Below are 26,264 nucleotides of genomic sequence, written 5' to 3' on the forward strand. Positions count from 1 at the left end.
GCATGGCCAAACCCGGCGACGGACTGGATCCGCAACCGGGGGAGCACAAATAAGTACCAACTTGCACTCCATGAAACGTATATAAACATATGATGTTTGTGGTTACAACTGTTATTATCTCTCCCGCAGAGCTGCGAGCCTGGCGCTGACATGAGGCCTGAGCTGTAGTCGTTGAGCTGCCCACCTGACGGGCCGAGCGGACACCATTGCCTGACAGGCAAGACAGTTGGCGTGATAGGGTATTAGTGAGGATTGAGGGCCTTGCGAAAGCCCCGCTGGCAGGGTGTTACCCCGACGCGCTGGAAAATAAAAACAAGCAACCGTTGAGCACTGTGATCATCATGGAAAGTATCAATACCCGGGCCGCAAACCATCTATCGACCCTGCTTGAGACCTGGCACACCCAGCGGGATGAGCGGCAGTGGGTGCTGGGCACCGTTTACCAGACTGCGGGCTCCAGTTACCGCAAGCCCGGATCGATGATGTTGTGCGACGACCTGGGAAGGTATTTCGGCCTGCTCAGCGGTGGTTGCCTCGAGTCCGATATCCAGCGCCATGCACGCAAAGTGCTCGCCTCAGGCAAGACTGCAACCGTTCGTTACGACGGCAACGATGAAGATGACATTTCCTTCCAGCTGGGTATCGGCTGTGGTGGGGAAGTGGATATCCTGCTGCAGCCCATACACGCGGGGAACAATTACCTGCAACTCGACGCGCTGAAAAGACAACTGGAACGAAGGCAGCCCGTGGTTTTCCGCCAGAAAATCCCCACTGACGGCGAGTCAGAAACGGAGTTGCACCCCCTCACCCTCGGTGACCATGAAGCTGGTATTCCCCTCAAGCGACCGATGCTCACCGCGCGCGGTGGCACGCAATGGCTGAATACCCCCATCCTCCCCGCGCCACACATACTGATTATTGGGGGCGGTGTAGACGCCAGGCCGATGGCACAACAGTTCAGCAACCAGGGCTGGCAGGTAAGCCTGTGCGACCCCCGCCCGGCCAACGCGCGCCCGGCATATTTCCCTCACTGCAAAACCTATCGCTGCCATCCAGACGAGCTGCCACAGCATTTGGACCTCAACAGCATCGATGCCGCGGTTGCCATGAGCCACAACCTGAACCTGGACGCCGCGGCCGTACGACTTTTGCACCAGCGCCCAATGCAATACCTGGGATTACTTGGCCCCACCAGCCGGAGGGATCGCGTGCTCTCACTGAGCGGGATTTCCGGCAACGAACAAGAATCCCTTCTGAACGGCATTTTGCGAGCCCCCATCGGTCTCGACCTCGGCGGCGAACTGCCGGAAAGCATCGCGCTGGCCACCTGCGCTGAAATCCACAGTGTGCTGCACGGAAAGAACGGCCGCGCACTCAGCAGCCAAGTAGCGCAAACCAGCCCGCACCAGGTATCGCAGGTGCGCCATGACAGGTGATACAAACCAATTCGCCACCATTATTCTTGCCGCGGGCGCCGCGCGCCGATTTGGTCGCTGCAAGCACTTGCTCACCTGGGAGGGAAGATCCCTGCTCGAGCACCGGATCGCTGCCGTGCTTGAAGCCGGCCTACCGAGCCCACTGGTCATTACTGGCGCATGGCACTCGGAAATCCAGCGCGCCCACCCCCACCTCTCACTGCGTCACCACCAAAACTGGGAACAGGGCCTGGGAACCAGCATTGCCTTCGCAATGCACTGCCTTCCGGACGATACAACAGCCGCTTTACTGCTACTCGGCGACCAGGTTGCGGTGAACAGCGAAGATATACAGGCGCTTTACCAGCACTGGCGGCAAGAGAAAGCGCTCACCAGTGCACTGTATCGTGGGGCACCGGGCGCTCCCGCCATATTCCCCCAATCGCTGTTCCCCGAGTTACGCAGACTGGATGGCGATAGGGGTGCAAAAGCCCTACTCGCGACTCACGCAAAACCCGCAAATACCATTCCCATGAACCACGCGGCTATTGATATCGACACCCCCGATGAATGGCAGCAGTGGCAAAACAGTAATAACGAATTCAGCAATGGAGAAGCACTATGGAACTGACCATCAATGGCAAAGTTCACCAGGTGGATCTGGACGAAGACACACCACTCCTGTGGGCCCTGAGGGATGAACTGAAAATGACCGGAACCAAGTTCGGTTGCGGCGCCGGCCTGTGCGGGGCCTGCACGATTCATATCAATGGCAACCCGGCGCGCGCATGCCTCACCCCAATTTCTGTCGCCAAGGGCGCGCAGATCACCACCATTGAGGGGCTCAGTGAACAGGGGGATCACCCGCTGCAAAAGGCGTGGGTTAAACACAATGTTCCGCAGTGCGGTTACTGCCAGAGCGGACAACTGATGACCGCTGCCGCCTTTATCGCCGCCAACCCGAAGCCCTCCGAGAAAGAAATCGACAACGCAATGAGCGGCAACCTGTGCCGCTGCGGTACCTACCCACGCATCAAGGCGGCCATTCAGGATGTTGTGCAATTCCACGAGGGAGGCAACAGCAATGACTGATCAAGCCACGCACGAAACCAATGCAATCTCACTGGTAAGCCGTCGTCGATTTCTTAAACTCGCCGGCGTCAGCAGTAGCGGACTGATCCTGGGCGCCACCCTGCCAAATTTCCAGCTGGCCTGGGCGGACACAACCAAAGAAACCGGGAACGCCACCCTGAACCTGTTTGTGAGTATTGCCCCGGACAATACTGTATCCATCGTGTGCCACCGCTCGGAAATGGGCCAGGGCATCCGCACCGGCCTGCCCGCTGTGGTGGCCGATGAGATGGAAGCGGACTGGAACCTGGTGAAAGTGGTTCAGGGGCTAGGTGACAAACGCTACGGCAGCCAGAATACCGACGGCTCCCGCAGTGTCCGCCAGTTCTACGACACCATGCGCACCATGGGCGCAAGCGCACGTACCATGCTCGAACAGGCCGCAGCCCAATTGTGGTCGGTACCCGCCGCAGAATGTAATGCAAGCAATCACCAGGTACACCACGTCGCCAGCAAGCGGGCCGCCAGCTTCGGCGACCTGGCGGAACTCGCCGCCACCCAGAAAGTGCCGACGGAGGAAACCCTGGTACTGAAAAGCTCAGAGAACTTCAACTATATTGGCAAGCCGGTCGCCACCTACGACACCCCCGATATCGTTACCGGCAACACCACCTTCGGTCAGGATGTCATCCTGGACGATATGCTAATTGCCAGTATCGAGCGCGCGCCAGTGCTCGGCGCCAGGCTAGCATCGCTCGATGACACAGAAGCCCGCAAAGTTTCCGGCGTGGTTGCGGTAGAGCGCATGGATGGCGGTATCGAGCCACCGCTGTTCCACCCACTCTCTGGTGTGGCCGTGCTCGCCACCAATACCTGGGCCGCGCTCAAAGCGCGCAGGGCACTGAAAATTCAGTGGAGCGGAAGCGCACACGAGCAGCATAACAGTGACACTTATCTTGAGACACTGAAAAAGCGCGTGCAGCAGCCCGGAAAAGTACTGACCCAACACGGGGATGTGAACACCACCCTGGCGAGCGCCGCGGATAAACACAGCGCAGTGTACTCCCTACCCTATTTGGCCCATGCCACCATGGAGCCACCCAGTGCGACGGCTGTGATCAAAGAGAATCAGTGTGAAATCTGGTCCTGCGTTCAGGATCCGCAATCCGTTCAGCAACACGTGAGCAATGCCCTCGGTCTCGAGGCCGAGCAGGTGAAAGTCAATGTGACCCTGCTGGGCGGCGGCTTTGGCCGCAAGTCCCAGATAGATTTTGCCGTCGAGGCCGCGGTGCTCGCGCACAAACTGCAGCGCCCGGTAAAAGTAGTTTGGAGCCGCGAAGACGATATTCGCCACGATTACTACCACGCGGCGGCCGCTTCTTATTTCGAAGCGGCAATAGATGACGATGGCCAGGTAACCGGCTGGCGCCAGCGCACCGCTTTTCCATCAATCACCGGCACTTTCAAGAACGGCGTAAAGCATCCAAACAACGGAGAAATGAGCCTTGGCTTTGCGGACGTGCCCTACGATATACCCAACCGCCAATGTGAAACTGCCCCGGCGGAGTACGAAACACGGATCGGCTGGCTGCGCTCGGTAGCAAACATCCAGAACGCCTTCGGCATATGCAGCTTTGCCGACGAACTGGCGCGTTTGCGCGGTCGCCAACCCGACGAATTCCTGCTGGAACTGATCGGCGAGGATCGCCAGTTCAACCCCAGCCAGGGCAAATTCAAATATGCCAACCACGGTGCCAACTGGAAAAAATACCCCCTAGATACCGGTCGCCTGAAACAGGTGCTCAAGGCCACTGCAGAAAAAGCGGACCTGTCAAAGTTGGGGGATCATGAACGCAAATCCGGCGAGGGCTGGGGTATCGCCGTGCACCGCAGTTTCCTGTCTTACGTGGGCATTGCCACCAAGGTGCGCGTTGAAGATGAAAAGGTGCGCATTCTGGAAATGCACTGCGTCGCCGACGTGGGGTTGGCGGTGAATCCTGACCGGGTTGAGGCACAGATGGAAGGAGCCATGATTTTCGGCATGAGTCTGGCCCTGATGGGAGAAATTCGCATGAAAAATGGTGCCGTAGTGAATAGCAACTTCCACGACTACCCGCTACTGCGCATGCAGCAGTGCCCCACCATGAGCGTGACACTGATGGGATCAGAGCACCCGCCAGCCGGCGTGGGTGAGCCCGGTGTACCACCGGTTGCTCCCAGCATCACCAATGCCATTTTCACTGCGTGCGGCGAACGTATCCGCGACCTACCCATCAACAAGCATATGCAGCTGGCATAAAAAAACGCCTGTTTACTTGCGCGGCCATCATCAGGGTGGCTCGCAGTAAACAGGCGCTTTCAGCGCGCTGTGTTTGCCGCAGATTTCGAGGCTAGTGTTTGCCCGCCTCGATTTCCTTGCGCAGTCGCTCGGCAGCATCTTCCAGCAAATCACCGGCCATTTTCTCAGCCTTATCCCCTTTGCCGTCCGCAATCGCCTGATACAAGCTGCGGTGGAACGGAATGGACTTCAGGTTACTCTCTTCGGTCTGATTGGTGATTTTGATACTCACCAGCAGCGCAGAATAGATGACGCCCTCGATTGCGGTGAGGATGTCGTTATTGGCTGCATGTAGAATGGCCTTGTGGAACAGGGCATCTTCCACCACAAAGTTTTCCGAGGAACCAACCGCGGCTTCCATACGGTCGCAGGCATCTTTGATCGCTGCAATATCTTCTTCGGTACCGCGCTCCGCAGCCCAGCGTGCCGCCTTTGGCTCGAACGCCAGGCGAATCTCCAGTAACTGCATCAGGAATTCACGGCTGGGCGGTGCAGAAAGATGCCATGCCAGCACATCGTCATCCAGCAGGTTCCAGTCGTTACGCGGGCGCACGCGAGTACCGATACCGCGGCGCACATCCAACATGCCTTTACTGACGAGAATCTTTACCGCATCGCGGATCACAACCCGGCTGACCTTGAAGCGCTCAGCCAGGGTATTTTCTTCATCCAACAGGGTATCCGGCTCGATGGCACCGGCAACGATACGGCGACCCAGCTCGCGGGCCACCTGAACGGAGAGGCTCGGAGACATAGACACCGAGCGTTTCAGATCGTAATAGACTAGTTCACTCATGCGATGCATATAAACATAGCATGTAGAACTTGCCAACTAATTTATTGGAGCCAAGGGGAGCCTCGGCTCCTGGAGTTCAGGACACACTCTTTTCCAGCTTCAACCTGCGGCTGGTATCCTGCAGCAGGTTTTCGGTAAGCATTTCCGCTTTGTCGCCATCACCTGCCGCGATCGCCTCGTACACTTCCCGGTGGAAAGGTACCGATGCACCATTCTCTCGTGGATCTTTATTGGTCACACGGATACTCACCAGCAACGCAGAGTAAATCACCCCTTCCATCGCAGTGAGGATACTGTTGCGCGCTGCCTTGATAATGGCGCGGTGAAACATGGAATCCGCGATCACAAAGTCTTCTGCTGAACCGCGCTCTTCGGCCATACGATTGCAGGCTGCCTCGATCTCGGCGAGATCTTCCGGGGTTGCGCGCTCCGCTGCCCAGCGCGAGGCCTTAGGTTCAAAGGCGAGGCGAATTTCCATCAACTGCTTGAGGAAAGCCGGGTTGGGCGGTGCAGACAGGTGCCAGGCGAGCACGTCGTCATCCAACAGAATCCACTGACTGCGAGGGCGCACCTTGGTGCCAATACCGCGGCGCACGTCCAGCAGCCCCTTGCCCACCAGAATCTTCACCGCGTCGCGTACCACCACCCGACTTACCTGATAGCGCTCCGCCAGGGCGGATTCATCGTCAATCAGACTGCCCGGCTCAAAGGCACCGGATACCACTCTGCGGCCGAGCTCACGGGCCACCTGCACAGACAGGCTGGGTGACATGGTCGGGGCGCGCTTCAGGTCGTAATAGATTAATTCGCTCATACAACCTATTTAAACATTATACCTTTGAGCGAACAACAAATTATTCCCAATCGGCACAAATCCTGACGATAAAAGAAATTTCAACCCCGGTTGCTGCCATTCGCCGCAATGAAATTCCCATAGCTGCGCTCCATGGCAAAACCCCGGCCTCACTGCAAGACCGCCCGACATATCAAACATATTGCCAAGTTAAACATCATATGTTTAACTTTGTCCAAACATTACCGGGTCGAAGTGTGCCTCCAGAGCGCGCAGTTGCCCAGACTATAAAAACGAATAAGAGGAGAAAACGGGTGCGTATACCCAGGAGCGCGGTCAGGTTCGTTGTTTGTTGCATTGCCGCCCTGGCGAACCCGCTAGTCAGTGCTGCCGAAGTATCAGCAGAATCCCCGGCCGATAAGCCGAACATCCTGTTTATTTCCATCGACGACCTGCGTCCGGAAATCGGGCCCTATGGCGCCGAAATCGCGGTCACCCCCAATCTCGACAAGCTCGCCCGGGACGGTGTGACCTTCAACAAGGCCTATGCGCAACAGGCAATCTGTGGCCCCTCCCGCGCCAGCGCACTGACAGGTATGCGCCCAGACACCCTCGGCGTCACCCACAACTACGTGAAGTTTCGCGATCAGAAGCCCGATGTGGTTACCCTGCCCCAGCACTTCATCAACAACGGCTACGACGCCACCTACGTGGGAAAAATTTTCCACCATGGTGACAAGGATGATGACCACTCCTGGAATATAAAGGCCGCTACCAAATTGATGCCCGAGGGCTCCAAGGCACCTGGCCATTACGCGATTGCCGAAAACTCCGAGGTTCAACACAAGAACCGCCAGGCCATGTTCGAAAAATACGGCGAGCAGGCCAAGTTTGGCCTCGGCCGCGGGCCGGCGACGGAAGGCGCGGACGTTCCCGACAATGCGTATATCGATGGTTACAACACGGACCTCGCCATCGTCACCCTGAAAGACCTGCTCAAAAAATCCGACAAGCCGATCTTCTTCGGTTTCGGGATGAACAAGCCGCACCTGCCGTGGATCGCGCCGAAAAAATACTGGGATCTTTACGATCCCAAAGACATAGCGATGACGACACAGACGGACGCGCCCGAAAATAGCGCGGCCATGGGCCTGCATGCGTCGTTTGAGCTCAGAACCTTCTTCGACATTCCTAAAGACACACCCATTTCTCCGGAGATGGCATTAACCCTGCGCCATGCCTATCTGGCCTGTATCAGCTATGTGGATGCACAGATCGGTCGCATGCTGGATGCCATGAAAGCGGAACGCGTACTCGACAATACCGTCGTCATTTTGTGGAGCGACCACGGTTTCCACCTCGGTGAAATGGGGATTTGGGGCAAGGCCACCAATTATGAAATCGCTGCTCGCGTACCACTGATTATTTCCACCCCGGCAACCAGAGCCAATCCGCAAAGCGCCAAGACGGACGCGCTGGTGGAGCTGATCGACATGTATCCCACCTTGTCCGATCTGGCCGGTATTCCGCGTCCGTCCCACATCGAGGGCCGAAGCCTTGTGCCGCTACTGGACAATCCCGACCAGGACTGGTGGAGCACCGCTGCCTACAGCCAGTTCCCCAACCCGGCACTTCGGGAATGGGGTGCCTACCCGCTGCGCCCGGGTATGCGCGAAACCTACTTCAAAACCCTGATTGTGCGGGTGGAAGAAAAAATTCAGCAACAACAGAAATCCACCTGGGATCGCGAGCTGTTTGAACAGCATTTGATGGGCTACTCCATGCGTACCCAGCGCTATCGCATGATCGCCTGGATGGATACCCGCGATATCGATACAGCGCCACTATTTGTGGAGCTTTATGACCACGAAACCGACCCGAAAGAAACCCGCAACGTTGCCGATAACAACGAGTCCGTAGTGGCGAGGCTGTTAAAGCAAATGCGCGCAGACCTGAACCTGACGGCCATGACTGCTGAGAACACGGCCAGCACCGAAGAGATTGCCAAGAGGTAAATAACAGTGAAAAGAAGAAACTTTTTCAAAGTCGGTGCTGCCGCAGTTGCAGGTACTACTCTGGTATCCCAGTCGGCTGCCGCCGCCGGCAGCCCCAATGCCCTAATCAGCGACCGCAAGGAAGATCAATGGCTGCATCTCGGAACCGGTAAGTCCGAGACACCCGTCCGCCACCGGGAAGAAAGCTACGATGTTGCCGTCATCGGCGGCGGCGCTGCCGGTATCTGTGCCGCCGTATCCGCTGCGCGTCTCGGTCGCAAAGTCGTGCTGATTCAGGATCGTCCGGTGCTCGGCGGCAACGCATCCAGTGAAATGCGTGTGCACCTGAACGGGGTAAACCGCCTGAAGACCGGCCTCGCCGAACGTGAGACCGGCATCATCGAAGAGATGCTGCTGCACAACCGGTTTGAAAATCCGCAGGAGTCCTTCCCGGTTTGGGACCACGTACTGTATGACTTCGTGATTCGCGAGCCCAACATTACTCTCATGCTCAACACACAGGGCATCGAGGCGATTATGCAAGGCGACCGCATCGCCAAAATCCGCTGCTGGCAGCTGACCACCGAAACCGAGTACCTGATTTCTGCACCCTACTTTATTGACTGCTCCGGTGACGGCCTGATTGCCGCTACCGCCGGTGCCGAGTACCGCACCGGCCGCGAAGGCAAAAAAGAATTCGACGAGACCTTCGCCCCGGACGAGCCCGATGGCTGGCAGATGGGTGCATCCCTGCTGATGTCTGCAAAAGATATGGGCAAACCCGTACCCTACCGTGCCCCCAGCTGGGCCATCAAATTCGATGCCGAGAACGCGCACAAGCGCCGCAAGTTCGACGCCTACCACGAGGGCATCTGGTGGGTGGAAGTGGGCAGCGACGACGACATCATCGCTGACCAGGAAATCAACCGTCACAAGCTGATGGGATACCTGCACGGGGTGTGGGACTACATCAAGAACTCCGGAAAATTCCCGGAAAGTGCAAACCTCGCACTGGACTGGGTGGGCTCCCTCCCCTCACGTCGCGAGTCCCGCCGCTTTATCGGTGACTACATCCATTCAGAAAAAGACCTGACGGAAAACCGTCACTTCAAGGATGCCGTTGCCTTCGGCGGCTGGGGTATCGACGAGCACAATCCGGGTGGTATGGAAAACATCCATATGGCACCCACGATTTTCCACGCGCACTTTGACGAGGTGTACCAGGTGCCTTTCCGCAGCCTGTACTCCCGCAACGTGCCCAACCTGCTGTTCGCCGGGCGCAACGTCAGCCAGACCCATATTGCACTGGCGTCCTCCCGTATCATGGCGACCTGCGCACTGATGGGCCAGGCAGTAGGCACCGCAGCACATCTGTGCCTGGAACAAAACGTCACACCGCGGGAAATTGCCCACAAACATATCGATGCCTTGCAGGAACAGCTGCTGCGGGATGATGTGTATATTCCCAAACGCCCGGCAAAAGACCCGCTGGACCTCGCCAAACAATCCGCCGAGATCATTGCCTCGAGCACCAAGTCTGGCAAGCCGGCACTGCTGACCGACGGCATTGCACGGGATGTCAACGAGGATATCCACCATTGGCAATCCGCGGAGCTCCCGGCCGAGGTTCAGCTGGAATGGGCGGATCCGGTGACCCTGTCCACCTTTGAGATCAAGTGCGATACCAACGTGAAGCGCAACATCATGATGCGCAAGGACTCACTGAACGACGAACTGTTCAACAACAGCGTGCCGGAAGAGATGGTCAAATTCCTGTCAATTTCTGCCCGGGTAAGCGGCAAGTGGCAGGAACTGGGTACCATCAGCGAGAACCGCACTCGCCTGATTCGCTTCGACTTCCCGCCTGTAAAAACCACCGCATTGCGGGTACGGGTCACCGAAACCTACGGCAAGCCCACCGTAAAACTGTTCGAAGTACGCGCCTACGCATGATGGACTGCAAGCGCACCCTAATCGCGACCACCGCAACCCTGCTGCTCATCCTGCAGGGTTGCGGCGTGGAAACAGCGGAGTTCATCACACCCGGGGAAAGACCAGCGGCTGCCGCCTTCAGTCACTCGTCGGAGGCGGGCGAAAGCGAGAAGACCAGCGCACACAAAGTGCGCTTCTACCACCCGGCCAACAAATCGGGGGGCGAGGAGACGCGGACGCTGTATCAGAAGTTTGAGGATGCCGATGCACCCTACCGCGGTGATTACTACATGGATGTACCCTCCGTGTACTGCGGCGAAGGTATCTGCAAGATCGATATAGTGCGTCTGCACTGGGACTGGCTCGGGCGCTACACACATTTCTCCTTGGAAGCACCCACGGACCTTGAAAAAGGCAACGAGGAAGATTTCACCGAGGCGGATTACCAGAAACTCCAGACCGTTCTCTCCAATCGCGATTCCGGGCTAGCGGATCTCACCAAGGACGAGCTGATCCTCCCCAATGCCGGCGGTGAACGCGTGGACGGCCTTACCGGCGCAACCGTTTCCCTGCGCAAGTCAGACTATGTAGAAGGGGCCATCTGGACCTGCTACACCCTGTGGCATTTTGCCAATGGCGAGCTCGAAGGGCTGATTCGCAACCTGAGCGGTGACGCCGCTCCAGCAGAAACGCTGTCAGCACTGCTCGCCACTGGCAGCGATGCGGAAGCCGCTTTCGCGCTACAGCAGTTCGCACGACGGGGGCTGGACAGCGACCAGGTGACCAACCTGATCACCCGAAAGCTGGAGCAAGGTAATACCACCCTGTACAGAGACATATTCAACTATCTGCAGCAGCTGCCAACCGAGAAAGGCCTCCGGGTACTGCAAACGTTTGCCGCGACAGACGACTCCCATTTGCGCCTCATGGTACTCGCTTACCTGCAGCAGCTACATGAGCTCCCGGACAAAAAATTGCTGGCAGAGCTTTCACACGACGCCGCTCGCTGGAACTCCTTCAACGAAATTCACCGTCTACTCGCCCTATTGCAGAGTCACGCGCTGGACGACGCGGAGATCAACCGCGCCATCAGCGCGCTGCTTCATCATGACAATTTTGTTATCGCCAGAAAAGCCTACTGGTATCTGAAAGAAGCACCGGCAAGCGCGACCGATCACGAGCGGCTGACAGAGTTCGGCGAAAAGAACCGCGCTCGTCTCTAGGCCACCATCGACAATCGTTTCTTACATATGAAGTGCAACCGTAATCTTTGCACGAGGAGGAAGATGACCTGACTAAAAACCACATCTATGCGTGGGCTTAATAGCGGCCCATTGCTGTAACTGGATGACTCTTAAAAAAATAATATGAGAGAAAACAATAATGAAATCCAATATAGCAGCAGTACTCCTCGCCCTCACGGCGGGGCAAGTAGTTGCGCTCCCCGAGCGCCCTTCTATCGACCGCGATGTGCATATGACTACCGAAACGGGCAGCACATCCAGCTTTCAAAATCGTCTGTTGCCGGAATACACCCGGCCTACCATTCCCGCATTGCAGACCAGTGCCGATGGCAGGATCAGTATTTCTCACAAGCCCCAGCGTAACGGGCGCTTGGCGATTCGCTTGCAAGTTCCGGAGAAGTTCGAGGATCCCGGTCACCCGAATTACGCCCGTGCATTCGTCGACCACATTCCCGGAACAGATATTCTGGGCAGGCCCGATGCGCTTGTGCCAAATGTGACCAACGCTAACACTACGTACAACGCGGATGGTTCAATCACCCTGAGCGGTGCGTCCATTACCAACAATATCCTGAACAACAACTACGGCGGCGGCTCCACAGCGCACCATGGACTGTGTGACCCGACGTTTGACCCGCATGATACGCGCAAGAATCCCTACGCATGTGGCACAAACAGCGATCGCGACTGCTACGATCTGGTTTTGATCCGGGCAGACGAGCCCTCAGGCGGTGTCAACGTTCCCGACGAAAATGGCCAGAGTATCAATGTTGAGGCCCGGCGTATTTACGGTATTCCCTTCACCGTAGAGGTCACCAACCCGAAAACCGCCAATGCAGAAATCACGGAAATCCGTCTTCCCCCGGTGGTGAGTGATCCCAGTGCTGCCAACAACCCCTATGCGGGCCCAACTGTACCGGCTCAGGGTTTTCTGGAGCCCAATGTAGCCGGAAATGGCAAGCTGTTATTTCTCCGCGTCAATGGTGGCACCACGGTCTATTACAACGACAGCAGCGGTAACCGGGTCAAGACGCAATCCGACAACGTGTATTTCTTTAATGAGGCGAACGCGTCATCCAATCCTGGCAATCACTTTGCCGCCTGTGATGTGAATCAATGGACTGCCGACAGTATTCGTCCGCTGAGCCACGCACCCTACGACGACTCGATCAATACGCGCTACGGCTTTGCCATGCAGCTATTCCGGGATACAGAAAATGATGTAATCCCGGAGAATCAGCCGATGTCCACCTACCCATGGATCGACAAAAACGCGGACAATATCTCGTTTACCGCGGTGGGCTACGACCTCCTGGATGAATCCAATGAGAATAATAAAACAGCGTCTGCCGACCCCGTCGTTAGCTATATCGAATGCGTGACGTCGTCACCCGACTGTCTGGCACCGGCGGATAGCCAGTCCGGCGGCATCCTCAATGGCCGCATCATTATGGGACTGTGGACTCGCGGAAAAATGGTGTTGCTGGACAATCTGGTCAACAACATCGATTACAGTCTCGGTGGGCTGGATGCCGCGCAACGCCGGATACAACTGTATGAGCCCGGCCTGGGCAGCGATGGCTTTGTCCGAGTAGGCAACGGGCGCGACAATCAGGAAGATGAACATCCTCTGGCAAGCTCCGGAAATACCACCTTCTTTGATTCGAATGAGCATCGCTTCAACTACTTCCGTAATACCCTGCGCCCGGTCAGCCCCGCCGACGTCAGCTGGCTCGTCAGCTCCGGACGCGGAACCACCGAATTGCCGTTTGACGACTACCTGAATCCGGACAGCTTTATCGTCGCGAATATGGTCCAGGTGATTAACATGCGCGCCAGTGGGAATCGCGAGATCATTCCCGGGCAAATCCAGAATGCGGCCACTGGTGGCCGTCGGCTTCTGGCAGACCAGGGTGGTTCTCCGGCAGATACCGAGTGGCGTATTCCCACCTCTGGCGAGCTGATTTCGAACGATAGCCTGCTGCCGAGAGTAGAACCCGTCGCCAACGGTGGTATCCACGGCAAGGGGCTCTGGCTGCAAAACGACGGTGATGGTGTCCGCTTCCAGATTCCCGTACAAAGCGGTCACTCGAGCACCAACGTCAGTACACAATCCTGGTACTACGGCCTGTTCTTCGATCAGCGCAACAAATCTACCGGCGGTGACAAGCGCCTGATTACCTTTCCGGACAATACAAGTATCAGCATCCGGGCCGGTAACCGGGTAATTTTCAAGCGCGCCGATGGAACCGTCGCCGAAAATTACTTGATTGATGAGCCGATTCTGCAACAAACCGATGGCACTACCGTCACCAACGGCAATGGTTGGGTGCACCTCGGATTGCAAGTATCCGCCAACGGCACCAGCACAACCGTCCTCCTGTACCTGGACGGCTACCCGGTGCACCAGTTTTCAGAAAACCAGGTCCTGTTCCAGCTACAGGAAGGCAGCGGAGCCTACCTGACCCTCGGCGGGGGCTCCGGTAACACCCAGTTCATGGGCTGGATCGACGAGTTCAAGGTTTTCGCCCAGGCCCTGAACCCGGAAGTCGCGTGCAATATGGCCAACGGCACTATTGCCGGTGTCAGTGGATCTCCAGCTCCGCTCTGGGCCGGCTGGGCGAGTACGGTTCCGTCCACCATGCACAACCTGGTGAATACGGCCGTCGCCCAGGACACTGATCCCAATACCCCGACTTACGCGCAGTATGTCTGTTACCACAATTTCACTGCCGACTTTGCCGCACACCTGGGAAATATCCCGAGCGGGCTCAGCGGGGTACGGGACAACATCAACTTTCCCGAAGGGCCAATCTATTTCGATAGGGAACGACCGGATTCAAGTACCAACACCTTCTGCCTCAGCTGCCATACCAGCGATGGCAGAGACGGGCTGACCATCGCCGCCCTGGCACGTAACCCGGGTGTACTGGCCATCAACGATCCCAGAAGGCAACCCATGCAACCAGACCCGTTTGCCTACGGCGTTATTCCTGCGTCATGGGTAGCAAGCTTTGAGACCCCCAACCCTGCACTGGTCGGAGATGAAAGCAATCCGGTCTGCATCGATGAGTTTGACCTGCCCCGCTTCGACGGTTCGAGCAGTTACACCTGCGTCGCCCACGCCACTTCAGGTGGAAGTTCAAGCGGAGGAAGCTCCGGTGGTTCAAGCAGCTCTGGAGGGTCAGGAAGCTCCGGTGGTGGACAGGGTCAGGGACTGTTTTCCACAGCAACTTTCGCAGAGGCCAGTGGCAACTGGAACACCGGATTTGAGGTCGCATTTGACGATGATTCTTCGGGCACGGAAGCAACCGCCAACGCCCGCGGAGACTCCTCAGAGCGCGTTTACCTGGAGTTCGATTTCGGCGGGAGCTACAACAATCTTCAGTTCACGCTATTTGAAGACGACAGCAACCCTTACCAGATTCTCAGCTGGCGAATTCGACGCGTCAACGCAACCAATATCACCAACATGACAGGGTTCGAACAATCCTCGGGGGTTGGCCCTCAGGTAATCACTCTGGATCCCACTATTAGCGCTTCAAGAATTCGAATTGAACTGCTCGCGCCAAGTGGCCAGGAGGTCGGGCTGGTGGAGGTTGAAGCAACCGGGCTGCCCGAATAAGCACTTTAGAGAAAAGCCACCGTGAAGTGTCGGCATCGGCACTTCACGATTTTGCGATCACCTTAAATCAGCATGCGTATCTATTAAAAGGAGGAGATTTAGCGCACGAAACCTATGCATAAAATTCCAACTCGGGCAACACCAGTGCCCAATACCCAATCAGAATAAATTCCAAAAAAACATGGTGACCAGGAGAAAAGAAACTATGAAAAATCAGCAATTATGCAGACGAATATTATTGTCTGCCTTGCTAGCCGGGGGCATGATCTCGAGTAGTGCAGTACTCGCGCAACTCGATAGCGCCGCCGATAACCCGGAGCTGAACGGCGACCCATCTTGCCGCCCAAATCATGACAAGAACACCGGCAACGGCAATGCCGGAGGCAAGGATTTCGACTGCGACGGCATCAAGAACAAGGACGATGCCGACGATGACAATGATGGCGTTACCGACGTCGATGAAATCGCCAACGGAACCGAGCCGAGAAATTCAGATACGGATGGTGACGGTACGAATGACGGCGAAGATGTATTCCCTCTCGATTCATCAGAGTGGATGGATACCGACAGAGATGGCGTCGGTAACAATGCGGATACCGATGATGACGACGACGGCGTCAGTGACAGCGAGGAAGCCGAAAAAGGCACCGACCCGCTGAATCCAGACACCGACGGTGACGGCATAAACGATGCGGTGGATGTATTCCCGCTGGATCCTTCTGAGACCGAAGACGCCGATGGCGATGGCATCGGCAATAACGCAGATACCGACAACGACAATGACGGTGTCAGCGACGAAAACGAACTAATCAACGGTACCGATCGTTTCAATCCGGATACGGATGGCGACGGTGTAAACGACGCTGAAGACGCATTTCCTTTAGACGCTCAGAGGAGTGTTGACGACGGCACTGTCGTGTTCAATTACGATTTCAACATCAACGAAATCCAGACAGAAAACAACAACTGGGAAGGCTGGGTGTACCCCACGCAAAATCGCGGTGTTATGGCATTTGAGGAGGGCGCGGGCATCAATGCCTCTGCAGCCTACTCCTACGAAGATACCAGCCCCAATACCAACATCACCCAGAATGGCCTGCGCTTTAACAACAGAACCAATAAAGACAACATCAATCCATGGACGGTTGCCCTCGGTGAATCGCAAGGCCTCACCGTTCAGGGCGTTTCCCTTTGGGTGAAGGTTGAAAAAGCGGTACCCGGCGATGTCACGGTTCAACATCACCTGATCCCCTATCCGCTTATCAATGATAAGAAAGGCCCCACCTTGAGCGCCGGTCTCGACGTAGGTCCGCAATACAATGCGACGATTCCCGCATCTGATAACGGTACCTGGGTACAGGTAAATCTGGTGGATAGTAAAACCGGCTTCAGTGCCTTCACTATCCCAGATACCTGGAAACACTACGATGGTGAATCTCCGATCCAGGTGTATCCGGATATCCTTTTCGGCGGTCTCGACGTCGGTGACAAGGTGTATGTGGACAACTACCAGCTTATTCTCGGTGAAGACGCTGGTGACCAGGATGGTGGTGATTCTGGTGGATCAGACGGCGGGGATGACGGCAGTTCGGATGGTACATCCACCTTCACCCATAACTTCGACACCAACGAAGTGGCGGAAAGCCAGGGCAAACAAGGCTGGATCGAAACCATCAAAGACCGCGGTATTATCGGCTTTGCAGATGGCCAGGGTCGCAACGGTTCGTCCGCTTTGTCGTGGACAGACAACAGCACCAATATCAATCCCGAGCAAACCGGCACCCTGTATCAGGACTGGACTGGCAACCCGTTTAGCGCGGCATTCGGTAACACCGAAATTCTTGGTGATACCCTGACAGCGGCGTCGGTATGGGTGCGCACCGAACTGGTCACTGAGAAAGATATCCAGCTAATCCACTACTTACTGCCTTACGGCGTGGTCGACGGTACCAAGGCGACCAAAATCAGCGCGGCCACCGAAATGTCTCCGCGTCTGGTAGGCACCATTCCGGCCGGTAGCAGCGAATGGGTGAAGGTCGACTTCGTACTCGAAGGCAGTGAGGCCATCGACTTCAAGTTCCCCGCCACCTGGATACCCACCGCTGGCAGCGAACTGGAAATCTATCCCGAGTTCAAGTTCGGCAACACCGAGGTGGGCGACAAGATCTTTTTCGATGACTACGAAGCAACCACCGTTGCCGGCGAAGCGCCACCAGCGCCAACAGGCTTTAGCATCGATTACGACTTTGAGGAAGCCACTGTCGCGCAAAATGGCGGCTGGGGTTATGTTCTCGCGGGATACGGCTCCATTGGACTGGAAAGCGGCCTTGGCTACCAGGGTTCCAATGCCCTCTCGTATGTGGATGAGAATGAGCAGACCAGTATCGCCAACCAGTCCATGCTTTGGCACCGTTGGGGTGCTGCCAACCCGTGGAGCAATGCGTTTGGTGGTGATTCCATCGGTAAAGAAATCGAGACAGTCACATTGCGTGTTCGCGTGGAAAAAGCGGCGGGCAATGTAGGTACCGAAGATGTAACCATCAAGCATCACCTGCTGCCCTGGAACGTCACCCTGGACGGAGGCAAGTACGGTAAGGTCACCGCAGCGCAGGGCGTTACCGCAGACTACACCGCAACCGTAAGCTCTGCGGACTTCGGCCAGTGGGTAGACATTACCTTTGTGGATGCGATCACCGACCAGCAGTCCTTCACCATTCCCAGCACCTGGAAACTGACAGACGGCGGCGACATCGTTGATGTCCTGCCCTCGTTCTTCTTCGGCGGCCTGGAAGTTGGCGACAAGGTGATCATCGATGATTACCGCCTCACCGGCAATGAGGGCTCCGGCGATAGCGGTGGCGACGATGGCGGTGAATACGAGGGCCCAGACTACGGTTATCACGACGGTAGTGGCACTTACACCAGTAACCCGCGCCCGGAACCGCTGGCGGTGGCCGACAGTGACTTCTACACCGAACCCACCTCTTTCGCGGTAACCCGCAATGCGGTAACCGACTACGGTGTAAACAACCTGGATGCCGGTGACGATACCGCGTCAATGCAGGCCGCTCTGGATGACATCAGCAGTAACCTGGGCGGCGGCAAGCTGACGGTACCGGCCGGTGACTACTACTTCCGCAGCCTGCACCTGCGCTCAAACGTGCACCTGGAAATGGAGGAAGGTGTGACCTTCCACATGGCCGAGGGAGGCGGGTACAACGTCTGGATGTTTGAGATGGGTAATGGCAACCAGGGCAAAGCAGAAAACTTTAGCTTTGTGGGCCTGGGTGACGGATTCACCATTGACCTGCGCAATGCACCGAACGAGAGAACCGCGGTGTTCAAGATGGGGGATATTGAAAACTTCAAGTTCTCCAACTTTACCATCGAAGATAACAAGACGGTATTTGCTTCTTTCCTCGTGGGTATCACCCAGAGGGGCAACGATATCTTCTGGCCGGTGAACGGTATTATCGAGAAGGTAGACCAGCGAAACTCCCTGTTTGGCTACGGCGTTATCCAGACCTACGCGGCGGACAATATCCTGTTCCGCGACCTGCACAGCGAAGGCGGTATCACGCTGCGCATGGAGACGGACAACCTCACCATGAAGGACTTCGGCAAGGGTGGCATCCGCAATATCTTCGCAGAGAACATCAGCGGCACCGATTGTCTGGCGCCGGTCATGTTTGGCCCGCATTTCCAGGAGAACGGATCCGTGCAGGTAGATGGTGTGACCTCCAACGGCTGCGGCTTCGCAGTGCGGGTGGACGACGGCTACGTTGAGCTGTTTAGCCCCGCTGGCCAGGCATATACCCGCGAACAGTGGCGTGCCGAAATCGATGCTACCTACGGTGCAGGTTGCTCTGCGCAGCCCTACGCCCGCGGCGTCAACCAGTGGGCGGCGCGTATCAACCCGATTGGCAGCTGTCTGGATAATGTGCACCAGAGAACCGGGCTGAAGCCAGGCTGGTTCGAAGAGTCGCATATTTACAATGTGACGGTGAACAACGGCATGGATGCACACCTGAAGCAGGACCAGCTGGACTACTTCGCCAACACTAATCCCATGTGCGAAAACGTCTGTCTGCCTTCGACTGATCAGTGGTCTCGTCAGGGGCAGATCTATATCGGCCCGTCCATCGGCGGCGTAATTGATGGCAACGAGCCGGGTATTGATTACAACTTCAATATCAATATCTATAGCCTCGAAATGATTGGCTTCCCGGAGCCGAAGCTGGAGTCTATTGACGACAACACCTACTCGGCGCGCGTGTGCAACTACTATGGCATGCAGGCGTGTCCGGTAGAGCGCTGGGATTAACCACAACCTTTTAAACGGATAGAAGGTAATTTAAAGGGTCAGTTGTGAAAGCAACTGGCCCTTTCTAATTAGGGAACTTCTGAATAATGTAGCGAGCGGGTGTCTGGTGGTAGCCGCCCGCGCGGAACAAGCGGAGCGTACTTGCAGTACGTGAGCATTGAGAGCACAGCCGGATGCCGCCAGACGCACGCGCAGTAATTATTCAGAGGTTCCTTAGTACTATTGGCCAAGCAAACCTGAGCCAGGGTCAATACAAGGATTAATACAAGAGCTATGAGAGAAAACATGCAACCCACAACTCCGTCATCGCAAAGTGTGACCTTGAACAACGGACTCCAAATGCCACTACTCGGCTTTGGTGTCTGGTCTTCTGCCCCAGGACAGGAAACGCAAGATGCCGTGCTGAGCGCTCTCGACACGGGCTATCGGCACATCGATACCGCGGAGGTCTACGAGAACGAGCAGGACGTGGGTTCAGCCTTGCAGAAATGGGCGCAGAAGAGTGGCGATAGCGATATTTTCGTCACCACGAAACTTACCCCGGAAGCCAAAGGGCATGCAGACACGCTGGAGGCCTTTGATCGGAGTCTGGATAAACTACAGCGAGACGCGATCGATCTTTACCTGATGCACTGGCCCAGCCCGGGTAGCCGCATGGAAAACTGGCAGGCAATAGAAGATATATACGCGAGTGGAAGGTGCCGCGCGATCGGCGTGAGTAACTTTACTGTACGACATCTGGATGAGCTGCAGGATTACGCCAGGGTGACACCGGCGGTCAATCAGGTTGAGTACAATGTATACCTGTACCAGAAAGAACTGCGCGATTACTGCACCAGCAAAGGTATCCAGCTGACGGCGTACAGCCCTCTCGCGCGGATGCAGGTCTCTGAGGAAGACCGTGTTCTTGAGATTGCGCAAAAATATGGAAAATCCAAAGCACAGGTGTGTATCCGCTGGATTCTACAGCAGGGAATTCCCACCTTCCCGAAATCCGTGCGTTTGGCGCGGATACAGGAAAATTTTAACGTGTTTGATTTCGAGCTGGACCGAGAGGACATGGCAGCGTTGAGTTCGCTCAACCGGGACTATCGCTGTAATTCAGACTGGAACCCGGAAAACGTCAGCTAGCGCTTAAGACTGGCGGCACAGGGTGTGCCGCCTTTTCGAGCTCAGCGAGCCACCTGAATCGTTCAGTGACGCGTATCGTTGTACCGATTCACCTCATATCCCTTAACGACTTGGGTCTCACCATTGGACCAGCGGATACTGACGGTATCCACCTTATCGCACTGGCCCAATCCAAACAGAAGATCATTATTCACTGGCACGCCATAGGAAGAGGCGGAATCCCCCACGACCTGACGCCAAGTATTCCCACAGGCGCGCACCTCTGCCGCGGCCCCCAATACCGATGCCTTACCGGAGGGCGACGCTCCCAGGGTAAAGCCGATAAAATAATGGCCATTGAGGCTCTCTGTGTTGTTTTTAAACAGGTGCCACAGTCCTCGCTCGTTGGCGGTAAGAATGTCGTAGTCGCCATCTTTATCGAAGTCTATCTTGGCCGCACCACTGCCGGTAGCGCCGCGCTCTGTAGCGACCACTCCGTGAGACTCCAGGCGCTGGAAAGTCTGCCCTTGCTGGTTCAAATACACAATCTGCTGGTTCTCCATCGCCATATTGCCGTAACGATTGAAATAGAGATCGTCCCAGCCGTCGTTATTTAAATCCACCACCAGCGCGACGGTGGTTTGCTCGCCGATACGGATTCCCATGGCTTCCGTTACGTCCACAAACTTTCCATCGCGGTTTTCCAGCAGTTTTGCGGGTAGCGCTTCGTCACTGGTGGTGGAAGGGTTCGAGCGCACATTGTGGATTACCGCAGCCGTGGGGGACAGGGTCTGGTTACAAATACGCCATACCCCCTCCCCCATGTAACCTACATACAGACCGGGCGGGGAGTCCTCCGGCAGGTCCTTGATTTTCACCCCGGGTGCACAGGCGTTATCGGGAAAACCCGCGGCCTCTTGCGCTGACACAACAACATCCAATAACCCGTAACTGTCGGCATCCCAGGAGCGCTGTGACTGCTCTCTGGATTCAATCTTCAGACGCTTCCTGGCCTTGCCGGCGAATACGTCGAAGTGTGGATACGCCATTTGCAGGTTTTCCAGTGTCAGATCGCCATCAATCTTCAGGTCATCCAGCTGTAACGAGGAAAACCGGGAAAAGAACGCATAGCGCTGGTTTTCCTGGTCAAGATAAGTCTCGTTCTCAAACTGATGTTCAGAGCGACTGAGCACCAGGTCCAGGTCCCCATCCCGATCAAAGTCGATGGAAGAGATTGCACTGATGTCATTGATACTTTTCAGGTTTCCGAAACGCGCTTCGGTGACCTCGGTAAAGGTGAGCCCTTCACCACCCTCCAGAGCAACGAGGCGGTTGCCGCCAAACACCAGGATATCGGCATCGCCGTCCCCGTTAAAATCGGTGGTGGTCGAGAGATAGCTGAGGCGGTCACTGAATGGCAAGTGCTGGACGAATTCAAGGTTGCCTTTGCCATCGTTACGGTACAGGTGATTTGCCCCCTTGAACTTCTGCTCCGGGGTAAAAAAGCCAGTCAGGAACAAGTCGAGGTCACCGTCGTTATCACCATCAAAGGGCTTGATGGATCGCCCACGCCCCTTTTCGAAATGAGACAGTATGCTGGCCTTGCTGACGGAGCGGTCCCTGCCAACCTCGAAATGCACAGGCTTTCTCGGATTGCTGCCATTACCACCACCCTGGGCAACGATAATTTCCAGCTGACCGTCATTGTCGAAATCCCCGAGCCCCTGCCCGTGCATATCGCCGCTAATCAAATCCTGTGGACCGGAAAATGTACCGCCTTCGTTCCAGAAAATCTGTACTTTGTGGGCGTGCTCGGTCAATACAATATCCTGAAAGCCGTTGCCATCCAGATCGGCAATCATGGGGCTATCCCACTTACGGCGCTCGCGCTTTTCGATGGGAATCAGATCCGAGACTTCAGTGAAAAGACTGGTCGATTTTTCGCTTTCGGCAGTCGCTGCCAGTGCGAGACTGGAGGAAAAGCAGGCCATCAGCAGTGCAGACTTGCAGGGTCTCTTAAAAAACCTATACATACGTTTCTTCATTTTTGTTCAGTTTTTCGCGCTTGCCGGACAGAATCTGAAATCGATTTATCGGCAAAAAAAAGGCCGCGGGGAGCGGCCACAAAACAGGAAAATTTATAGAGTCGTTACTCTCAGCAACATGACACCTTTTGGATCAAGCTCAAACTGGCTCTCCACACTCTTCTCGGTAAACAGATCGGTAATGGCCACCGCGTCAGCGCCCTTCAGGCTCAGATCCAGCTTGGCAGTGTGCTTGCCGATATTGAGAATACTGACCAGGTAGGCGCCGTCATCCTGCTGTACGGCACGCCAGGTAGTGCCTTTGTGCGCGGTACCATTGTCTTCGACGAGATTGACTGCCGGCAGGCTAGGCGCCGCAGCTTCCAGAGCCGCTTCGCGCAGGGCCGCCACGTCGCTCTCTTTGTTAAGGACAATCAGCTTGCCTTTGCCCTGAGACAACCTTTTTTTGTGCGGTTTGCCGTATTCGTCCATGCTCAGGCTTTGCGCGGTATCCACCACAACGGTTCCACCCTTGTTCAGGTAGTCCTGCAGTGCCGCCAGCTCCGATGCGGTGACATACTGGGTGCTATACACGGCAATCACATCCCACTGGCTGTGATCCTGCTTGTTGATGATGTTTTCGGTGGCGAAACCCACCGGGAATCCATCGAAGAACAGGCTCTCGTAGGCTTTCCACTGCTCGCTCATATGACGCGGCTTGTTGATGGCGGAGGTTTCCGAGTGGAACAGGCGGATGGGACGGCTTTGTTCACGCAGGGCAACAATCTCTTCCGAGAAGCTGTTCAGGTCGTACATCACCTGGGTATAGGCATTGGCAATATGTGGCTGCTGGTTGACCGAGCCAGCAAAGGAACCCGCCAGTGCCGGGTCAAAGAAATTCATTTCCCCTTCAAGTCGATCTTCCGGGGATCCGTCCGGGTCGCGGGCCCAGAACCAGGCCATGTTGGCGTCCATACCCTGCAGGGTTGCTAGCCAGTAGACGCTATTCACGTAATCCACACTGGTGTCGAGGTCGCGCCACCAGGAAGAGGACAGGAAATGGCTTTCACTGTTTACATGAATCTTGTTGGGTGAGACCGACTCCATAAAGTCGTAGCTCATACTCATCTCTTCCCAGAACCAGCTATAGTGGGCTTCCCAGGCTTCCGGTTGCTTGTAATTGAGGTGGCGGGTCTCCCGGGTCTTGGCATCGTTGCCAATCATGGAGGTCAGGTCGGTTAACGCTTCCACGTCGATACCGTGAGAGCGATTATTCTCGCTGTACATATTGGGCATGATCTTGATGCTGGTATCCGCATCCGGGTTGCCCTTGTGCAGCTCACCCTGGAGGAAGGTAAACCAGTTGATGGCGCGGTCCATGTTGTAGCGGGACCAGTCGTACCACATCGGGGTGCCGCGGGTGGCGGGGTCGATGGGGATTTCGATCTGCACACTGTCGAAGCTGGAGAAATCGCTATCCCAGTTGGTGTTCAGACGCTTGACGTCGCCTTGATATTTCCCGTCGAGCCAGTTGCGGAATGCATCCAGGGTGTAGGAGCTGATCGCATTCATTTCCTGGAAGTTCTGGCTCCAGTGGCCTTTCTCACTGTACCAGTGCGGCTCGTTGGCCAGAATGTAGCCCAGCTGTGTCACTTTCTTGCCGCGCGTCAGCTCGCCTGTGTGGCTGGCAATCTTGCCCCACACGTCACGCACCAGCGGGTTGTCGATGTCATAGCCGGTAAACAGGGAGCGACCGAGGCGCACTTCCGGCTCTTTCTTTTCAACCCACTCGGGAATACCCATATTCCAGTAGATCAGAAAACCGACATTGTTCGGGTCAATGTCGGTGACTTCTTTCATCAATGCATCATCAAAGGTGCCGTCTTCTTTCAGCAGGAAGGAGTTGATGGCGCGGTCGTGGTCCACCGGATAGAGGTTCTCCCCACCGTGGAAAATAGCACCCAGGTGGTCGTTGTATACCGCGGTGTCAGTCAGAGGCCGACCTACCGATTTGGAAAAGTAGTCGTAGAGGAAGGCGGGCTTACCATTGCTGAGCAGCATGTTGTCCCCGACTTCGATGTTCTCCCAGTCAATTTTGGGCACCGGGCGACGCTTGATTTCGCCACTTATCACCTTGCCCAACTCCTCGATACTCGCATCGAGGATTTCGATCACTTTGCTGCGCTCGAAATCTGGCAACTCGTCAGCCAGCTCGTCTTTCTTGTCTTTGTAAGGTGCGTAAGCTTCGAACATGTAGGCCACGGCATCGCGGTTCTGCTCGTCCCAGTTGGCAAATTTGAGGAATTCCCGGGCGAACCACAGAGTGGTTTCTTCACGGGTAACGTCCAGGCCTTTGGCTTGCGCTGCTTTTACCTGAAGTTCGAGTGCATCGATTTTACTCAGCGCGGAAGCTTCCAGCGGATTGGCGCTGGCAGTACTCTCTTTGGCGGGCTTCTCCAGCGCAGCGGCTTCAGATCTCTGCTCGGAGCAAGCGCCAAGCCCGAGCGGTAAAAGTGCGGCAATAGCAGCACACAGCATTGTCTTTTTCATATTATTCTCTCGCAAACAATCTTTTATCTATTCTTAGGTGATGATCGGGTAGCCCGCAGTCGGTGTCAGTTCCCTGCGGTGAGAGTGATCAGGTCAATGGCTGCCAATGTGTCCCGGTTGTAGGCCACGCGGGTCTCGACACTGGCATCCATTGGGCGCAGGCCGATTTTCACCCCGAGAAAGTCCAACTGCTGCCAGTTGGCGAGTTCCAGGCTGAGCGCCATTTGCTCCTTGGTGAGCAGTGAGGCGGGTTCAAAGTTGCCGCCTTTGAATATTTCTGTCGGTGGCATATGAGAGTCGCGCCATACGCCGTAAGGCGTCTCCTTATCGGAAATTCCAGAGAACATAAAACCACGCAACATGCCGGCCGCACGTGCCTGACGCAAGTGCTCCAACGGCCCCTCTGTACTACGGGCTTCCAGTGCGGAACGGCCCCAGTTGATGGAGATTCCCAGGTCGGTGCCAAGCTCCTTGTTTACCTCTGAAATTGCGGTGATTTCATCAGCCAGGGACAGAAAGCCTTTTTCAGACTCCATCCGTTCAGAGAAGGCATCGCAATGCTCGATGACCAGCTCCGCCCCATCCCAATCCCAGGACAGAATTTCCCGCAGTGACGCTTTCAGAGATTCTGTGGAGGCAGACGCTCGCGTGCGATTCGGGCTGGTGTGCAGCTGGATAAAGTCAACGGCTTTTCGATTCAGGTGGGCGTTGAGTTTTTTCACCGCGGTACACATCTGGCGGTAAAACTCGAGGCCGGCTTCGCGCCCACTTGGGTCGTCGGATGCAATACCAAATGCGGCATTCTCACCCAGGCGTGCCATGATGCCCGGCACGCCGGTGAAGACGAAGTCCCAGTTTGGATCGATGTGCGCGAGAAACCAGTCATCGTCGTGCGGATGCAACTGCCCGGTGAACGGGTGCTCGATACCGCGAATATTGTGCAATTGCCGGATTTCGTCCAGATAGCTGGCCTGGAGCTCCGGCTGCCAGGTGTCGGTCACGGGGGCGGTCGCATAGGCGGCGAGAATATATTTCATGGTTCTAATGC

The 26,264-nt window shown here is 56.0% G+C and carries 15 protein-coding genes; 10 read left to right on the forward strand and 5 right to left on the reverse strand.

All coding sequences use genetic code 11. The annotated features are described in order from the left end of the window. The first annotated feature begins 341 nt into the window (after positions 1-341). The 4 genes from B4U49_RS18475 to B4U49_RS18490 are packed head-to-tail and all read left to right on the forward strand — an operon-like array spanning position 342 to position 4,785. Complete coding sequence (locus B4U49_RS18475; protein WP_143735741.1) at positions 342-1,436, forward strand: XdhC family protein; 1,095 nt, start codon at positions 342-344, stop codon at positions 1,434-1,436. After that, positions 1,426-2,046, forward strand: a complete 621-nt coding sequence (locus B4U49_RS18480) for a nucleotidyltransferase family protein (RefSeq protein WP_078086089.1) — start codon at positions 1,426-1,428, stop codon at positions 2,044-2,046. Before B4U49_RS18475 ends, B4U49_RS18480 begins: the two co-directional genes overlap by 11 nt. Then, complete coding sequence (locus B4U49_RS18485; protein WP_078086090.1) at positions 2,037-2,507, forward strand: (2Fe-2S)-binding protein; 471 nt, start codon at positions 2,037-2,039, stop codon at positions 2,505-2,507. Before B4U49_RS18480 ends, B4U49_RS18485 begins: the two co-directional genes overlap by 10 nt. Beyond that, positions 2,500-4,785 carry a xanthine dehydrogenase family protein molybdopterin-binding subunit gene (locus tag B4U49_RS18490; protein WP_078086091.1) on the forward strand — a complete coding sequence of 762 codons (2,286 nt, stop codon included), beginning with the start codon at positions 2,500-2,502 and terminating at the stop codon, positions 4,783-4,785. The genes B4U49_RS18485 and B4U49_RS18490 overlap by 8 nt, the downstream gene beginning before the upstream one ends. Positions 4,786-4,876: 91 nt before the next feature. On the opposite strand, the gene B4U49_RS18495 is transcribed toward B4U49_RS18490, so the two are convergent. Further along, on the reverse strand, positions 4,877-5,620 hold the full coding sequence (locus B4U49_RS18495) for a FadR/GntR family transcriptional regulator (RefSeq protein WP_078086092.1): 744 nt from the start codon (positions 5,618-5,620) through the stop codon (positions 4,877-4,879). A gap of 76 nt (positions 5,621-5,696) precedes the next feature. After that, on the reverse strand, positions 5,697-6,434 hold the full coding sequence (locus B4U49_RS18500) for a FadR/GntR family transcriptional regulator (protein WP_078086093.1): 738 nt from the start codon (positions 6,432-6,434) through the stop codon (positions 5,697-5,699). 293 nt (positions 6,435-6,727) lie between these two features. Here B4U49_RS18500 and B4U49_RS18505 point away from each other — a divergent pair, with 293 nt between their 5' ends. The 6 genes from B4U49_RS18505 (at position 6,728) to B4U49_RS18530 (ending at position 20,663) form a co-directional block, all read left to right on the forward strand. Beyond that, entirely contained in the window at positions 6,728-8,428 is a 1,701-nt protein-coding gene (locus B4U49_RS18505) for a sulfatase (protein ID WP_204903083.1), read from the forward strand. Between the two features lie 6 nt (positions 8,429-8,434). Further along, positions 8,435-10,360, forward strand: coding sequence for an FAD-dependent oxidoreductase (locus B4U49_RS18510; RefSeq protein ID WP_078086095.1), 1,926 nt, complete (start codon positions 8,435-8,437; stop codon positions 10,358-10,360). After that, positions 10,357-11,562, forward strand: coding sequence for a hypothetical protein (locus tag B4U49_RS18515; RefSeq protein ID WP_078086096.1), 1,206 nt, complete (start codon positions 10,357-10,359; stop codon positions 11,560-11,562). Before B4U49_RS18510 ends, B4U49_RS18515 begins: the two co-directional genes overlap by 4 nt. Positions 11,563-11,722: 160 nt before the next feature. After that, on the forward strand, positions 11,723-15,208 hold the full coding sequence (locus tag B4U49_RS18520) for a LamG-like jellyroll fold domain-containing protein (RefSeq protein WP_078086097.1): 3,486 nt from the start codon (positions 11,723-11,725) through the stop codon (positions 15,206-15,208). A gap of 238 nt (positions 15,209-15,446) precedes the next feature. Continuing rightward, positions 15,447-19,532: a hypothetical protein gene (locus B4U49_RS18525; RefSeq protein WP_143735742.1), complete on the forward strand. Its 4,086-nt coding sequence runs from the start codon at positions 15,447-15,449 to the stop codon at positions 19,530-19,532. A gap of 285 nt (positions 19,533-19,817) precedes the next feature. Beyond that, complete coding sequence (locus B4U49_RS18530) at positions 19,818-20,663, forward strand: aldo/keto reductase (RefSeq protein ID WP_078086099.1); 846 nt, start codon at positions 19,818-19,820, stop codon at positions 20,661-20,663. A 62-nt stretch (positions 20,664-20,725) separates the two neighbouring features. Here the strand turns inward: B4U49_RS18530 and B4U49_RS18535 are convergent, their stop codons facing one another. The 3 genes from B4U49_RS18535 to B4U49_RS18545 all read right to left on the reverse strand — a co-directional run bounded on the left by B4U49_RS18535 (position 20,726) and on the right by B4U49_RS18545 (position 26,253). Further along, on the reverse strand, positions 20,726-22,675 hold the full coding sequence (locus tag B4U49_RS18535) for a CRTAC1 family protein (RefSeq protein ID WP_158078656.1): 1,950 nt from the start codon (positions 22,673-22,675) through the stop codon (positions 20,726-20,728). 105 nt (positions 22,676-22,780) lie between these two features. Continuing rightward, complete coding sequence (locus B4U49_RS18540) at positions 22,781-25,216, reverse strand: glycoside hydrolase family 42 (protein ID WP_078086101.1); 2,436 nt, start codon at positions 25,214-25,216, stop codon at positions 22,781-22,783. A 65-nt stretch (positions 25,217-25,281) separates the two neighbouring features. Further along, on the reverse strand, positions 25,282-26,253 hold the full coding sequence (locus tag B4U49_RS18545; RefSeq protein ID WP_078086102.1) for a DUF4862 family protein: 972 nt from the start codon (positions 26,251-26,253) through the stop codon (positions 25,282-25,284). Between the last annotated feature and the right edge of the window lie 11 nt (positions 26,254-26,264).

This window comes from Microbulbifer mangrovi (assembly GCF_002009015.1).
GTDB lineage: Bacteria > Pseudomonadota > Gammaproteobacteria > Pseudomonadales > Cellvibrionaceae > Microbulbifer > Microbulbifer mangrovi.

Coding starts and splice junctions, on each gene's coding strand:
- B4U49_RS18475 (WP_143735741.1), top strand. CDS start 342: ATGGAAAGTATCAATACCCGGGCCGCAAACCATCTATCGACCCTGCTT.
- B4U49_RS18480 (WP_078086089.1), top strand. CDS start 1,426: ATGACAGGTGATACAAACCAATTCGCCACCATTATTCTTGCCGCGGGC.
- B4U49_RS18485 (WP_078086090.1), top strand. CDS start 2,037: ATGGAACTGACCATCAATGGCAAAGTTCACCAGGTGGATCTGGACGAA.
- B4U49_RS18490 (WP_078086091.1), top strand. CDS start 2,500: ATGACTGATCAAGCCACGCACGAAACCAATGCAATCTCACTGGTAAGC.
- B4U49_RS18495 (WP_078086092.1), bottom strand. CDS start 5,620: ATGAGTGAACTAGTCTATTACGATCTGAAACGCTCGGTGTCTATGTCT.
- B4U49_RS18500 (WP_078086093.1), bottom strand. CDS start 6,434: ATGAGCGAATTAATCTATTACGACCTGAAGCGCGCCCCGACCATGTCA.
- B4U49_RS18515 (WP_078086096.1), top strand. CDS start 10,357: ATGATGGACTGCAAGCGCACCCTAATCGCGACCACCGCAACCCTGCTG.
- B4U49_RS18520 (WP_078086097.1), top strand. CDS start 11,723: ATGAAATCCAATATAGCAGCAGTACTCCTCGCCCTCACGGCGGGGCAA.
- B4U49_RS18530 (WP_078086099.1), top strand. CDS start 19,818: ATGCAACCCACAACTCCGTCATCGCAAAGTGTGACCTTGAACAACGGA.
- B4U49_RS18535 (WP_158078656.1), bottom strand. CDS start 22,675: ATGTATAGGTTTTTTAAGAGACCCTGCAAGTCTGCACTGCTGATGGCC.
- B4U49_RS18540 (WP_078086101.1), bottom strand. CDS start 25,216: ATGAAAAAGACAATGCTGTGTGCTGCTATTGCCGCACTTTTACCGCTC.
- B4U49_RS18545 (WP_078086102.1), bottom strand. CDS start 26,253: ATGAAATATATTCTCGCCGCCTATGCGACCGCCCCCGTGACCGACACC.